At 66.9% G+C, this 13,207-nt stretch carries 13 protein-coding genes, 1 other RNA gene and 1 pseudogene; 9 read left to right on the top strand and 6 right to left on the bottom strand.

The window, feature by feature from the left end; genetic code table 11:
• Positions 1-94 precede the first annotated feature (94 nt).
• Positions 95-859 (top strand): annotated as a pseudogene (locus NDN16_RS06210) (3-deoxy-manno-octulosonate cytidylyltransferase); the annotation flags it as partial.
• Between the two features lie 30 nt (positions 860-889).
• The gene (locus NDN16_RS06205; protein ID WP_353050202.1) at positions 890-1,750 is read left to right on the top strand and encodes a prephenate dehydratase; all 861 of its coding nucleotides are present in this window, start codon (positions 890-892) and stop codon (positions 1,748-1,750) included.
• On the opposite strand, the gene nudC is transcribed toward NDN16_RS06205, so the two are convergent.
• Together nudC and NDN16_RS06195 are read right to left on the bottom strand one after the other, a co-directional pair.
• Positions 1,751-2,671, bottom strand: coding sequence for an NAD(+) diphosphatase (nudC, locus tag NDN16_RS06200; RefSeq protein WP_251112754.1), 921 nt, complete (start codon positions 2,669-2,671; stop codon positions 1,751-1,753). It lies immediately after the preceding gene.
• Positions 2,668-3,087 carry an HIT family protein gene (locus NDN16_RS06195; RefSeq protein WP_251112753.1) on the bottom strand — a complete coding sequence of 140 codons (420 nt, stop codon included), beginning with the start codon at positions 3,085-3,087 and terminating at the stop codon, positions 2,668-2,670. The genes nudC and NDN16_RS06195 overlap by 4 nt, the downstream gene beginning before the upstream one ends.
• A 75-nt stretch (positions 3,088-3,162) precedes the next feature.
• On the opposite strand from NDN16_RS06195, the gene ffs reads away from it, so the two are divergent.
• From ffs to recR, 4 genes are all read left to right on the top strand, one after another.
• Positions 3,163-3,260: signal recognition particle sRNA small type (gene ffs, locus NDN16_RS06190), an RNA gene on the top strand.
• Between the two features lie 113 nt (positions 3,261-3,373).
• Positions 3,374-5,308 carry a DNA polymerase III subunit gamma/tau gene (locus NDN16_RS06185; RefSeq protein WP_251113001.1) on the top strand — a complete coding sequence of 645 codons (1,935 nt, stop codon included), beginning with the start codon at positions 3,374-3,376 and terminating at the stop codon, positions 5,306-5,308.
• Positions 5,309-5,312: 4 nt separating this feature from the next.
• Complete coding sequence (locus NDN16_RS06180; protein ID WP_251112752.1) at positions 5,313-5,636, top strand: YbaB/EbfC family nucleoid-associated protein; 324 nt, start codon at positions 5,313-5,315, stop codon at positions 5,634-5,636.
• Positions 5,637-5,658: 22 nt separating this feature from the next.
• A complete protein-coding gene (gene recR / locus NDN16_RS06175) occupies positions 5,659-6,264 on the top strand; it encodes a recombination mediator RecR (RefSeq protein ID WP_251112751.1) in 606 nt (201 codons plus the stop codon).
• A 35-nt stretch (positions 6,265-6,299) separates the two neighbouring features.
• Here recR and NDN16_RS06170 read toward each other — a convergent pair whose 3' ends face one another.
• Entirely contained in the window at positions 6,300-7,307 is a 1,008-nt protein-coding gene (locus NDN16_RS06170) for a lytic transglycosylase domain-containing protein (RefSeq protein ID WP_251112750.1), read from the bottom strand.
• Positions 7,308-7,524: 217 nt separating this feature from the next.
• Between NDN16_RS06170 and dapE the strand changes: the two genes are divergently transcribed.
• Both dapE and NDN16_RS06160 read left to right on the top strand, forming a co-directional pair.
• Entirely contained in the window at positions 7,525-8,724 is a 1,200-nt protein-coding gene (gene dapE / locus NDN16_RS06165; RefSeq protein ID WP_251112749.1) for a succinyl-diaminopimelate desuccinylase, read from the top strand.
• On the top strand, positions 8,684-9,316 hold the full coding sequence (locus tag NDN16_RS06160) for a hypothetical protein (protein WP_251112748.1): 633 nt from the start codon (positions 8,684-8,686) through the stop codon (positions 9,314-9,316). Before dapE ends, NDN16_RS06160 begins: the two co-directional genes overlap by 41 nt.
• Here NDN16_RS06160 and truA read toward each other — a convergent pair whose 3' ends face one another.
• The 3 genes from truA to def are packed head-to-tail and all read right to left on the bottom strand — an operon-like array spanning position 9,317 to position 11,524.
• Positions 9,317-10,060, bottom strand: coding sequence for a tRNA pseudouridine(38-40) synthase TruA (gene truA / locus NDN16_RS06155; protein WP_251112747.1), 744 nt, complete (start codon positions 10,058-10,060; stop codon positions 9,317-9,319). It abuts the gene before it with no gap.
• Positions 10,060-11,004 carry a methionyl-tRNA formyltransferase gene (gene fmt, locus NDN16_RS06150; RefSeq protein ID WP_251112746.1) on the bottom strand — a complete coding sequence of 315 codons (945 nt, stop codon included), beginning with the start codon at positions 11,002-11,004 and terminating at the stop codon, positions 10,060-10,062. Before fmt ends, truA begins: the two co-directional genes overlap by 1 nt.
• Before the next feature lie 4 nt (positions 11,005-11,008).
• On the bottom strand, positions 11,009-11,524 hold the full coding sequence (gene def / locus NDN16_RS06145; protein WP_251112745.1) for a peptide deformylase: 516 nt from the start codon (positions 11,522-11,524) through the stop codon (positions 11,009-11,011).
• A gap of 174 nt (positions 11,525-11,698) precedes the next feature.
• On the opposite strand from def, the gene NDN16_RS06140 reads away from it, so the two are divergent.
• Positions 11,699-13,207, top strand: a complete 1,509-nt coding sequence (locus NDN16_RS06140) for a serine protease (RefSeq protein ID WP_251112744.1) — start codon at positions 11,699-11,701, stop codon at positions 13,205-13,207.

The following is a 13,207-nucleotide window of genomic DNA, read 5'->3' as shown; positions in this document are numbered from 1 at the left end:
GCCGGTCTCGGTGCATTTGCGCGAAACCGCCGGGCCGCAAGCTTGGAAGTCTTCTTACATTGCCCGCCGCGCCGATCAAGCAATTGCTGCGGCGATGCGGACGCAAAAACAACCGGACGGTCCTCGTCCACAGGGTCCTGAAGCGATGCGCCCAGTTATTCTGATACCCGCCCGTCTTGCCTCGACGCGCCTGCCCGGCAAACCGCTCGCCGATATCGCCGGCAAGCCCATGATCGTCCGGGTGGCCGAGCGCGCCGCCGCCGCCAATGTCGGCCCCGTCGTGGTCGCGACCGATTCCGACGATGTCGCGCTTGCCGTAAGGGCCGCCGGATTCGAAGCGGTGATGACCGGGGCCGGCCATCAATCGGGTTCGGACCGCATCTTCGAGGCACTGACGCTGCTCGACCCGGACGGCGGTTTCGACACGATCGTGAACCTCCAGGGCGACCTTCCGACCATCGAGCCGGAAACGATTCGCGCCGTATTGTCGCCGCTGCTGGAGCCTGCCTGCGATATCGCCACTGTGGCGGTGCCCTTCGAGGGGGGCGCGGACGCGCAGGATCCGAGCGTCGTCAAGCTTGTCGGCAGCTCCGTCGCCGAGGACAGGCTGCGCGCCCTTTACTTCACTCGCGCGACGGCTCCTTCGGGGCAGGGGCCCCTGTTCCACCATGTCGGCATCTATGCCTATCGACGCGCCGCGCTCGAGCGTTTCGTGGCCCTGGGGCCGTCGGCGCTCGAGCGGCGCGAAAGCCTCGAGCAGCTGCGCGCGCTGGAGGCGGGTCTGCGGATCGACGCCGCCATCGTGAAGGCCGTGCCCCTGGGGGTGGATACGGCGCCCCAACTCGAGGACGCGCGCGCCTTCTACGTATCCGCCGCCCGCACCAACCGGATCTCGTTCCAGGGAGAGCCGGGCGCCAATTCCGACACGGCATGCCGCAACATGTATCCCGGCATGGAGCCCTTGCCCTGCGATACGTTCGAGGAGGCCTTCACCGCGGTGACGCGCGGCGAAGCCGACCTTGCCATGATCCCGATCGAGAATACCATCGCCGGCCGTGTCGCCGATATCCATCATCTGCTTCCCGTATCGGGTCTGAGGATCGTGGGCGAGTACTTCCTGCCCATCCGTTTTCAGCTTATGGCCAAGCCGGGCACGCAGGCGCAGGACATCCGCGAGGTCTACAGCCACATCCACGCCCTCGGCCAATGCCGCGGCATCCTGCGGCGCAACGGCTGGCGCGGCATCGTCGCGGCCGATACCGCCGGCGCGGCGCGCATGGTCTCCCAGATGCAGGAAATGCACGTCGCCGCGCTGGCGCCGAAGCTGGCGGCAGAGCTCTACGGCCTGGAGATCCTGGCCGAGAACGTCGAGGATGCAGAGCATAATACCACGCGTTTCGTGGTCCTGTCCCGAAAGGGTGACGGCGACCGCGCACTGTGGGCGTCGCGCGGGGACCGGATCGTAACGACCTTCCTGTTCGAGGTGCGGAACCTGCCCGCCGCCCTCTACAAGGCGCTCGGCGGCTTCGCGACCAATGGCGTCAACATGACCAAGCTCGAAAGCTACCAGATCGGCGGGGCCTTCACGGCCACGCAGTTCTATGCCGACATCGAGGGCCATCCCGACGAGACGGGCGTCGCCCATGCGCTGGAGGAACTCGCCTTCTTCACCAAGCGGCTGACGATCCTCGGCGTCTATCGCGCTTCGGACGACAGGCCGGTAACGCCGCCGACCGTGCCGGGAGAGTGATCAGCCGGGCACCCTTCCGTCGGCGAAGGCCCGGATGAGGATGTTGGCGATTGCAAACGGCTTCGGAACGCCGAGGCCCTGGGGATGCGCGCCGGCCAGCATGGCGCGGACCTCTGCCCGGTCGAACCAGCGGCAATCCTCCAGCTCGTCGGCGTCGTAGCGCACCGTATCGCCGAGGGCGCGGCCGAAGCAGCCGATCATCAGCGACCCGGGAAACGGCCATGGCTGCGAGGCGTGATAGGCGACCGCGCCGACCTCCAGCCCCGATTCTTCCAGCACTTCGCGCCGCACGGCGTCTTCCAGCGTCTCGCCCGGCTCCACGAAGCCGGCGAGGGCCGAGTACATGCCGGGCAGGAACTGCTTCTGGCGGCCCAGGAGGCAACGGTCCGCGCCGTCATGCACCAGCATGATGACGACGGGGTCGGTGCGTGGAAAGAACATCTCGCCGCACGCGGAACACCGCCGGCGCAAGCCTCCGGCCTCGGACAGGGTCACCCCGCCGCAGACACCGCAATGCCGCGTCCGCCCGTTCCAGTATAGAAGATGCTGCGCCTGTCCTAGCGTACCTTCGACATCGCCGCCGAGGGCGCCGGACATGGCAAGGCCGCGAAGATCCATGGCGCGGACGGCGGACGCGCCTTCGGGCGGCGTCGGCGCCATGGCCGCAACGACCGGAGCGCCATCGTCCGGATGATGGCCCAGCAGCACCGCTTCGGCCAGCGCGGCATCCAGCGCCTGTGCCCCGGCAAGATCGAAGAAGGCATCGGGCGCATCGTCCGCGCCGGTCACCAGGAAGGCCCGTCCGGCCAGGAGGCAGATGCGCAGGCGCGGATCGGCCAGGGCGTTCGGCAGGCTGTCCGGGCCCCGCTTCTCGCTGTCGCGGAACAGCCGATTGCCGGTAAATCCGAGCGGACGCGTCACGATGCCAGATCCGCCGCCGCCAGCCGGGCGATCATGGCATCGGCCTGGTCCGGTTCGTAGGGCTCGCGCCCCGGATGGCCGAAGGGGGCGCCCGGCCAGGCCGGATCGCGGCCGTCGCGCGCGATGACGTGCATGTGGAACTGCTCGACGATATTGCCGAGGCTGCCGAAATTGATCTTCTGCGAGGCGAACTCGCGCGCCAGCATCCGGGCCGTCGCGTTTGTTTCCTCCATGAGCGTCGCCCGGTCCCGATCGGACAGATCGAAGATCTCGACGATCCCCGGCCGTTCCGGAACCAGCAGCAGCCAGGGCCAGCGCCGGTCGTTGAGCAGCAGCATCCGGCACAGGGCAAGCCGGCGTACGAAGAATGCATCGCCGTCGAGCCGGCGGTCGAGAAGGAAGGTCGGATGGGTCAATCGTGATCCTCGGATTTCAGTCCATCGCTGTCTTTGAGGTTGCATTTACACCAAGAGCGAACGATATACACGGCGGGAGGTTGGTGGTGGACGAGCCACTCGCCAACCGGGTCAGGTCCGGAAGGAAGCAGCCCCAACGAGTTCCGGCACGGGTCGCCGTGCCAGCCTCCCACCTTCGGCATTGCATCCGCGTGCTGGCGCGGTATCACTGCATATGAACGGACCGGTTTTCGTTCCGGCAGGAATCGCCACCCGGAGAATCGCTCTTTTGGCCAGTGCTGAAGACATGGCGGATCGTGGCGGCCAGCGCGCCTACCGTGTGCTGGCGCGCAAGTACCGCCCCCAAAGTTTCGACGACCTGATCGGCCAGGAGCCGATGGTGAGAACGCTCACCAACGCTTTCGAGGCGGGGCGGATCGCCCAGGCCTGGATGCTGACGGGCGTGCGCGGCGTCGGCAAGACGACGACGGCGCGCATCCTGGCGCGGGCGCTGAACTACGAAACGGAAACGGTGCACAGGCCGTCCATCCGCATGGACCAGCCCGGCGTGCACGACCAGGCCATCATGGAAGGCCGGCATGTCGATGTGGTGGAGATGGACGCCGCCTCGCACACGGGCATCGACGATATCCGCGAGATCATCGAGCAGGTGCGATACCGCCCCGTTTCGGCCCGCTACAAGGTCTATATCATCGACGAGGTTCACATGCTGTCCACGCAGGCCTTCAACGGCCTGCTGAAGACGCTCGAGGAACCGCCGGAGCACGTCAAGTTCGTCTTCGCGACCACCGAAATCCGCAAGGTTCCGATCACCGTCCTGTCGCGATGCCAGCGTTTCGACCTGCGGCGCGTCGATGCCGGCCGCATGATGGAACATCTCGGCAAGGTGCTCGGCGCCGAGGGCGTCGCCGTCGACGAAGAGGCGCTGCGATTGATCGCCAGGGCTTCCGAGGGCTCCGTCCGTGACGCGCTGTCGCTTGCCGACCAGGCGATAGCGCACGGGGCCGGGCATGTCGGCGCAGACGCCGTGCGCGACATGCTGGGCCTTGCCGACCGTGCACGCGTGATCGACCTGTTCGAGATGCTGATGGCGGGCGACGCCGCCGCCGCCATCAAGGAACTGCGGGCGCAATACGCCGCCGGGGCCGATCCGCTGGTGGTTCTCGGCGATCTCGCCGACTTTACCCATCTGGTCACGTGGCTGCGTTTCGTGCCGGAGGCCGGGGCGGACGCATCGCTGGCGCCGGCAGAGGCCGAGCGTGGGGCGAGGTTGGCGCAGAGCCTGTCGGTGCGCACGCTCTCGCAGGTCTGGCAGATGCTGCTGAAGGCCATCGAGGAGGCGCGGCTGGCCGCTTCACCGCGCCAGGCTGCAGAAATGGCTCTGATCCGGATCGCGTACGCCTCGACCCTCCCCGGGCCGGAGGAACTGTTGAGGCTGGTGGAATCCGCAGGCGCGGTCCCTGCCGCACCGGCTGCCGCCGCATCCGCCACGCCCACACCGCCCCGCTCGCCGGGGCCGGCCGGGCCGACCGGCGGCATGGATGCGGCCGTCGGCGCTCCCGTCGCGGCGCCGGTTGCCGCCGAGCGCGGTGGCGTCAGGGCCCTGGCCGGACGCGGGGCGCTCAGCCTTCATTCCTTCGCGCCCGAGCCGCAGCCGCAACCGGTGCAGGCCCCGGAATCGGAGCCTGCTATCGCGATCGGCTCGCTCGAGGATATCGACGCGCTGGCGCTGGAAAAGCGTGATTCTCTGGCGCGGTTGCGGATTCGCCGTTACTTGAGGCCGGTCCGGGTAGAGGCCGGCCGGCTGGAAGTCGGCCTTGCCGATGACGCCCCGGCGACCTTCCCCGGCGAATTGATGCGCAAGCTGCACGACTGGACGGGTCGGCGCTGGATCGTGACCGTCGCGACGGGCCCGGTCGAAGCTCCGACACTGGAAGAGATCGCGCAGGAGAAGCGGGAAAGGCTTCTGCGCGACGTGGCGCAGGATCCGGACGTGTCCGCCTTGATGGCTGCCTTTCCCGGCGCGCGCATAGCCGATGTGCGCCTGCGGGCCGAGGCGCTGGGCGCGGTGGCACCGGGCGAGGCGCTGGACGCCGTTGCACCGGTGGACGACGCCGGGTTTGACGAGGCCGTCCTGCTGGACGATATCGACCCGGAGGGCGCATTGCCCGAAGAGGCCTTCGCGGCCGCCGACGACGAAGACGACGAGAGCGAGGATTGATTCCGTGAAAGACCTGATGGGCATGATGAAGCAGGCGAAAGCCATGCAGGAGAAGATGCAGGACCTTCAGCAGGAGTTGGCCGAGGTCGAGGCGACCGGGCAATCCGGCGGCGGCCTCGTGTCGGTGACGCTGAAGGGGCAGGGCGAGCTGACGGCGCTTGCCATCGACCCCTCGCTCGTCAATCCCGACGAGAAGGACATGCTGGAAGACCTGATCGTGGCCGCCCATGCGGACGCCCGTCGCAAGCTCGATCAGCAGATTCAGGAAAAGACCCAAAGCCTGACGGCGGGGCTGCAACTGCCTGCCGGGCTGAAACTGCCCTTCTAGTAAGGCCGGCGCACCAGAACCCATGTCCAGAAGCATCGCCGGGCCGGAAATAGAGCGGCTGATCCAATTGCTGGCCAAGCTGCCGGGCCTCGGCCCGCGCTCGGCCCGACGCGCTGCGCTGCATCTGGTGAAACGGCGCGAGCAGCTTCTGTCGCCGCTGGCCGGCGCCATGGCGGAGGCGGCCGACAGGGTCGTCTCCTGCTCGTGCTGCGGCAACATCGATACGCAGGACCCTTGCACCATCTGCCGCGATGCGGCGCGCGACGGCTCCATCATCGTCGTGGTGGAAGACGTCTCCGACCTGTGGGCGCTGGAACGCGCCAAGGCGCTGAATGCCGCCTACCATGTCCTGGGCGGTGTGCTTTCGCCGCTGGAAGGCATCGGACCGGAAGAATTGACCATCGGCAGGCTCGTCGAGCGCGTGGGCGAGGGCGGCGTCCGGGAAGTGATCATCGCCGTCAATGCGACGGTGGAGGGGCAGACGACCGCCCACTACATCATGGACCAACTTGAGGGGATGGACGTGCGCGTCACGCGGCTTGCCCACGGCGTGCCGGTAGGCGGCGAACTGGATTACCTGGACGAGGGAACCCTGTCGGCAGCCATGCGGTCTCGCACGGCTTTCTAGAGTGTTTTCACAAGAACAGGAAACGCTCTGACCGCCTACTGGCCGAAGCGGGCGGGGTCCGGCTCTCCGTCGAATCCGAAGGACGCGGCGTGCTGCGGCACGGGAATGGACCCGAAGCTCTGGCTGCGCGCCGCCAGCTTGGGCGCATCGGCTACGGGGCGCGCCGCGTGGCCCGGCACCGGAACCTTCATTGCCGTCTCGACGGCCATCGCCGCCGGCGTGGCCGTGGCAGCCTTTGCCGGAGCCATCGCGGCGGCGGCATCCGCACCGGCAACCTTGCGCACCGCCGGAGCGGGGGCGTTGGAGGCCAGTTGCACCGGCGCGGAAGCCGCCGGAGGCGATTTCACGGCCGGTTTTGCCGAGGGGGCGCTGGCTGCGACCTGCGTGGTCGCCTGCCTGGGTGCAGGCTTGGCGGAAGGTTGCAGGCGCGCCATGTCCGAGTTTCCCATGGGATGGCCGGAAATGGACGCCATATGCTGCTTGACGCTCGAGCAGTAGGCGCGCGCCGACTGGGTCATGGTGGTGGCGCGGTGGCCGCCCTTGTACTTCATCGAGGTGGCGCATACATCGCGATCGCCCTTGTGCCAGGCGCCCGAAAGATACTTCATGCCGTATTTCAGGTTGGTCTCGGGGTCGAGCAGGTCCTGCGCGGAACCGCTGAATCCAAGGCTGCGCGCCGTGGCGGGCTTGATCTGCGACAGTCCGTAGACGCCGCCGGGGCCGACGGCCTTGGGGTTGTAGCGGCTTTCGACACGCACCACGGCATAGGCGAGCTCGCGCGGGACATCGTTGGCGTCGGCAGCCTTGGCGATCATCTCGTCCAGCTCGCGGCTGCCGGAGATGGTGCCGTTGCGGGCCGGGCCGGACGCGACCCGCTGGCCCTTCGCGCTCGATTCCGCGGGCTTGGCCGCCTCCGCCGTCTCGGCTGCCGGCTTGTCCGCGCCGATCTCGGCGACACCCAGAAGGCCGCCTTCGCTCGAGACGCAACCACCGAGCGCCAGGGGAGATATCAATGCCGCGAAGACCATGGCGTCGGCGCACATGCGAAATCGCTCGCGACGAGCTTCCCCCGGCTTAAGCTCCATCCAACCAGTCCCCACGCTGTTTCCCTCGGAATCCGCTTTTGGGTCAGAACCCGGCCAAAAGATGGCAGAGACCCGGCATAGGGCAAAATGACGCCCGAACGTCTTCCGTGCGATCATCCTTAACGGCTTTCGCCATGGATTGTCAGCCCCCATGACCGGGGCTAAGGAATGCCGCATGACACATTCCGCGACAGACCCTTCCGCCAACCTTGCCGCGCTGATCCGTTGCCCCTCCGTCACACCGGAAGAAGGCGGGGCGCTGACGTTGCTGGAGGCGCTTCTCCGGCCGCTCGGTTTCGACGTGGAGCGCACGGTCTTCTCCGACGCTGGGACGCCGGATGTGGAAAACCTGCTGGCGACGCGTGGCCGGGGCGGACGGCATCTCGTCTTCGCCGGGCATACCGACGTCGTGCCGCCGGGGCGGCTGTCCGACTGGCGTCACCCTCCGTTCGGGGCGGTCGTCGAGAACGGACAGATGTACGGGCGCGGCGCGGTGGACATGAAAGGCGGCATCGCCTGTTTCCTGGCGGCGGTGGCGCGCCTGTCGGAAAAGGGCGACGTGCCGGAAGGCCGCATCTCCTTCCTGATCACGGGAGACGAGGAAGGGCCCGCCGTCAACGGCACGGACAAGCTTCTTGCCCATGCGCGGCAGCGCGGCCTGGAGTTCGACGCCTGTATCGTCGGCGAGCCGACCAATCCGGAACGGATCGGCGACATGATCAAGATCGGCCGGCGTGGCTCGGTGTCCGGCTGGATCACGCTGACGGGCCGCCAGGGGCACGTCGCCTATCCGCATCTGGCCGACAACCCGATGCGTGCGCTGCCTTCCGTGCTGGATGCGCTGATGCGCATGCCGCTCGACGAGGGAACCGAAAGCTTCCAGCCGAGCAACCTGGAAGTCACCGGCGTCGATACGGAAAACCCGTCCACCAACGTCATACCGTCGCGGACGCGGATCGCCTTCAACGTGCGCCACAACGACCTGTGGTCACCCGAGAGCCTGCATGCGGAGATCATCGCGCGCGTGCGGTCGGGCCTGGCGGAAGGGGCGCTCCGGCCCGGTCGCGACGGCCCGGTCGCGTTCGAGGTCGAGTGGCGGGAGAATCCCGCCCAGGTGTTCCTGACGCGCGACGAGCGCTTGACGCAGGCGCTTTCTGCGGCTGTCGTGGAGGTCACCGGGCGCGCACCGGGCCTGTCGACCTCCGGCGGCACTTCGGACGCCCGTTTCATAAAGAACTATTGCCCGGTGGTTGAATTCGGGCTCGTTGGACAAACAATGCATATGAGCGACGAGCGTGTCGCCCTATCCGACCTCGAAACGTTGACGGCCATCTATGAAACCTTCATTTCCCGCTGGTTCTCCGCCGACACCTGATTTCGTACCGAGCCTCGCCGAGCTGCTGCGATACTTCACGGGCATCCTTCGCCTGATGCAGGGCAAGCGCGATGGCCTGCAGCGCCTGAACCTGTCCGCGGACGGCTTCTGGGCGTCGTTCGGCGCCATCATCGTATCCATGCCGCCCATGGCCCTGTCCTGGGTCGAGTTCGAGACCGTGGAGCGTCAGTGGCCGTATCTCGGCGGCGGCGTCGGCGCCTATGCCGCACACGCGCTGGCGGATGTGACGGCCTGGCTTCTGCCGCTGCTGATCCTCATCATGGCGGCGCCGCATATCGGGCTCAGGCGCAAGATCGGGCCGATCGTCATCGCGCTCAACTGGTCCGGTGCGCTGCTGGCCTGGGCGCTCGTGCCCCTGTGGCTGCTGATGCTGCTGACGGGGGGCAGCACCGCCGTCGCCTTTTTGCTGCTTCTCGCCGGGGTCGCCACGCTGGTTCTGACGACGCGGGTGGTGGTTTTTGCGGGCGACTGCGATTACCTCGTCGCAAGCGCGATCACGGCGCTCCTGGTCGTCAGCTCGATCCTGACCTACGCGGCCGTCATGGACATGACCGGCATCAAGCTGATGTAGTCAGTAATCGACCCGGGACAGATAAAGCCCATCCGGCGGCGCGACCGGCCCGCATCTCTTGCGGTCGCGGGCTTCCAGCGCGTCCGCGAGGTCCGCCTCCGTCCAGCGATGCTCTCCGACCAGCTTGAGCGACCCGGCGAACGACCGGATCTGGTTGTGCAGGAAGGACTGGGCCGAGGCGTGGATATGGACCTCCTCGCCGGGGCCGCGCACCACATCCAGCCGCTCCATCGTGCGCACCGGGTTCTTCGCCTGGCAGTGCGCGGAGCGGAAGGTGTTGAAGTCGTGCGTGCCGAGAAGCCGCTTCGCGGCCCGGTCCATCGCTTCGATATCCAGCGGCTTCCATACCCACCACACCTGGCCTTTCAGGACGGTCGGGGGCGGGCGCCGGTTCAGGATGCGGTAGAGATAATGGCGCTTGCGCGCCGAAAAGCGTGCGTCGAACGTATCCGGTACCCGTTCCGCCGCCAGGATGGCGACGCCGCCTTCCTCCCGCAGATAGGCGTTGAGCGCATCGCGCACCGTGTCCGGCTTCCAGTCGCGCGTCAGGTCCACATGCGCCACCTGTCCGGTCGCGTGGACGCCGGCGTCGGTGCGCCCTGCGCCGAACAGGGTGACGTCCTCGCCGCAGAAGGTGCGCAGGGCCACCTCCACGGCTTCCTGTACGGAAAACCCGTTCTTCTGGCGTTGCCAGCCGACATAGGGACGTCCGTTATACTCGATGGTCAGCCGAAAGCGCGGCATCAGGAAAACCGCGCACCGGCCGGCAGCGTCTGGCCGCGCAGGAAGTCGGCCGCCTTCATCGGCTTGCCGCCCTGCTTCTGCAACTCCAGTATGCGTACGGCGCCGTCGCCGCAGGCGACCAGCAGCCGGTCGTCCAGCAGCGTCCCCGGCTCGCCATCGCCTTCGGCGATGGCGGCGCGCAACAGCTTGACGCGTTCCGCACCGTCTTCCAGTCGGGTCCAGGCGCCGGGGAATGGCGAGAAGGCGTTGATCTTGCGCGCCACATCGCGGGCCGGCAGCGCGAAGTCGAGCCGTGCTTCCGCCTTGTCGATCTTGCGGGCATAGATCGGCGCGCGCCCTGTCGCGGCCGCGATCGCCTGCTGGTCTTCGAAAGTCAGCGTTCCGCCCTCCAACCGCTCCAGTGCATTGACCATCAGCCGGGCCGATGCGGCGGCCAGCCTGTCGTGCAGTTCGACGGCGGTTTCCGTATCCCCGATGGGAAGGGTCTGCGTCAGGGCGACCGGGCCCGTATCCAGACCGGCTTCCATGCGCATCACCATCATGCCCGTCTCGAGGTCGCCGGCCTCGATGGCGCGCTGGATCGGCGCTGCGCCGCGCCAACGCGGTAGCAGCGAGCCATGGCCGTTGAGCGCGCCGTATCGCGGCGCATCCAGTATGGGCTGCGGCAGCAGCAACCCATAGGCCACGACGACGGCGACATCCGCGCCGAGGCCGGCGAAGATGGCCTGCTCTTCCGGCGACTTCAGGCTTGTCGGGCAGCGGACGTCAAGGCCGAGGTCCAGCGCAGCGCGGTGGACGGCGGAGGGCCTGTCGGCCATGCCGCGGCCGGCGGGGCGCGGCGGCTGCGTGTAGACGGCCGCCAGGCGATGGCCGGCCGCATGGATGGCCTCGAGAGTCGGCACGCTGAAATCCGGCGTGCCCATGAAGACGATCGTCAGCGCCATGGCGTCAGGCGACGGCTCGCTTGGCCGCCTTGGTGAACTTTCGGATGACCATGTCGCGTTTCAGCTTGGAGATGTGGTCGATGAAGAGAATGCCGTTCAGATGGTCGATCTCGTGCTGAAGGCAGGTGGCAAGCAGGCCATCGGCTTCAAGCTCCTGCGTTTTTCCGTCCAGATCCTGATACCGTACCGTCAGCGATGCGGGGCGCTCCACCTCCGCATAGTATTCGGGGATCGACAGGCAACCTTCCTCGTACAAGGACGGCTCGTCGGATGTGGCGAGGATCTGCGGGTTGACGAACACCAGCGGGTTCTTCGGCTCGTCTTCCTTGGCCAGGTCGATCACCAGCATGCGGCGCGGTACGCCGACCTGGATCGCGGCCAGGCCGATACCCGGGGCATCGTACATGGTTTCGAGCATGTCGTCGGCAAAGGCGCGCAGCGCGTCGTCTATGCACTCGACAGGGTCCGAGACCTGGCGCAGGATCGGGTCGGGCAGGATGATGAGTGGCTTGATCGTCATGCGCGTCACCTAATCAAGCTTGCGAATTCGGTCAATGTGGCAACGCGGGCCGCGATGCCGTGGTTAAGAAGCATCTCTTGCAATTGCTAAAATTGGATGGATCGAATCCCGGTAACCTGCGTTTCCCTGTCGAACGGCTTTTGTCAAGGCTATTATTCGAGAGGGGGCAGAGGGATGCGGCGCACGCTTCGAGCAGTTTTTGCCGGTCTTCTCCTATTTTCATCGCCTGCCGCATTGCAGGCCGCCCCCACGCAGGGGCAGGTCAGCGCGGCCTACGAGCAGAATACAGACCAGGATTTCCGCGTCGGCATGCAGATGCGCCTTGCCTGGACGGGCGATTATTCCGGCCCGTTCGATGGCCGCATCGGACCCAAGAGCATTTCCGCCATCAAGTCCTTCCAGGCCCGCATGGGACAGCCTGCTACCGGTGTGATGGATGCGCCGTTTCTGGACGCCCTGATCGGCCAGAGCGACGATGCCCTGCGCAGCGTCGGCTTCGGCTGGCAGGATGACGGCCAGACCGGCGTTCGTATCGGCCTGCCGTTCGAACTGGTGCAGGAAGTGGGCGCCACGGAAGTCGGCACCATGTGGCGCTCGCCGGACGAGGCGCTGGAAATCGAGACGGTACGGTTCGTCAAGGAGGGGTATTCCCTCCAGGATGTCTTCGACATCCTGCGCACTCCGACCGATGGCAAGGTAGTCGAATCCTCGGAAATCAAGGGTGATGGCTTTCGCATATCCGGGCGCGAGGGCGACAAGGATTATGTCATCCGCTTTCAGGCGCGGGGCGGGGATCTTCGCGGATTCTCCGTTGCCTACCCGGAAGCCATGGAAGCCGGCCTGAAGCCTTATCTTGCCGTCGCGGAAGGTGGCTTCGATCCGTTTGCGGGCGAGCCGGCATCGCAGGCGCCCGATACCGGACCGATGGCCGAACTGTCGCGCGATCCGCGTTATGCACTGGCATTCACCAACAACGGCATCATGCGTGAAAGCGCAACCGGCGGCGAGCGCAGCAGCGATGCGCCGTCGGGGCTTGGTGGTTACGATGTCGGCGGCGACCTCGATGCATCCGGAAGCGGCTTCGTCGTATCGCAGGACGGTTGGGTGCTGACCAACGCGCATGTCGCCAGATCGTGCCGCAGCGTGGCCGTCGGAAGCTTCGGCACGGCGTCCAGGGTGGTGATCGATGACGACAACGACCTGGCCCTGCTGAAGGTCGATGCGGACCTCGGCCGTCCCTTGCCCCTCGTGACCGGCAAGCCCCGCCTTGGCGAAGACGTCCTGGCGCTCGGCTATCCGCTGCGGTCCATCCTGGCCGACAGCCTCAACGTGACGCGAGGCAACATCTCTTCGCTTCTGGGGCTGATGAACGATCCCAACTACCTGCAGATATCCGCGGCGGTGCAGCCGGGGAATTCCGGTGGCCCGGTCATCGATCTCGCGGGGCGCGTCGTGGGCATCGTGACGGCCAAGCTGAACGCCGTGGCAGTCGCAGACATCACGGGCGATATTCCGCAATCGATCAATTTCGCGATCCGCCCGGATGTGGCCGTCCGCTTCCTGGACGCAAACGACGTCGCCTTCGTCGCTGCCGAAAAGGATGCCCCGCTGGAGAGCGTTCCGGACGCCACCGAAAAGACCGCCGACAGCGTCGTGCCGGTGCTCTGCCTCGGCACCAAGTAG

Origin of the sequence: Aureimonas altamirensis (assembly GCF_023702225.1) — a bacterium.
GTDB lineage: Bacteria > Pseudomonadota > Alphaproteobacteria > Rhizobiales > Rhizobiaceae > Aureimonas > Aureimonas altamirensis_B.
The sequence above is the reverse complement of the archived record's forward strand: the minus strand, read 5'-3'. Positions and strand labels throughout refer to the sequence as shown.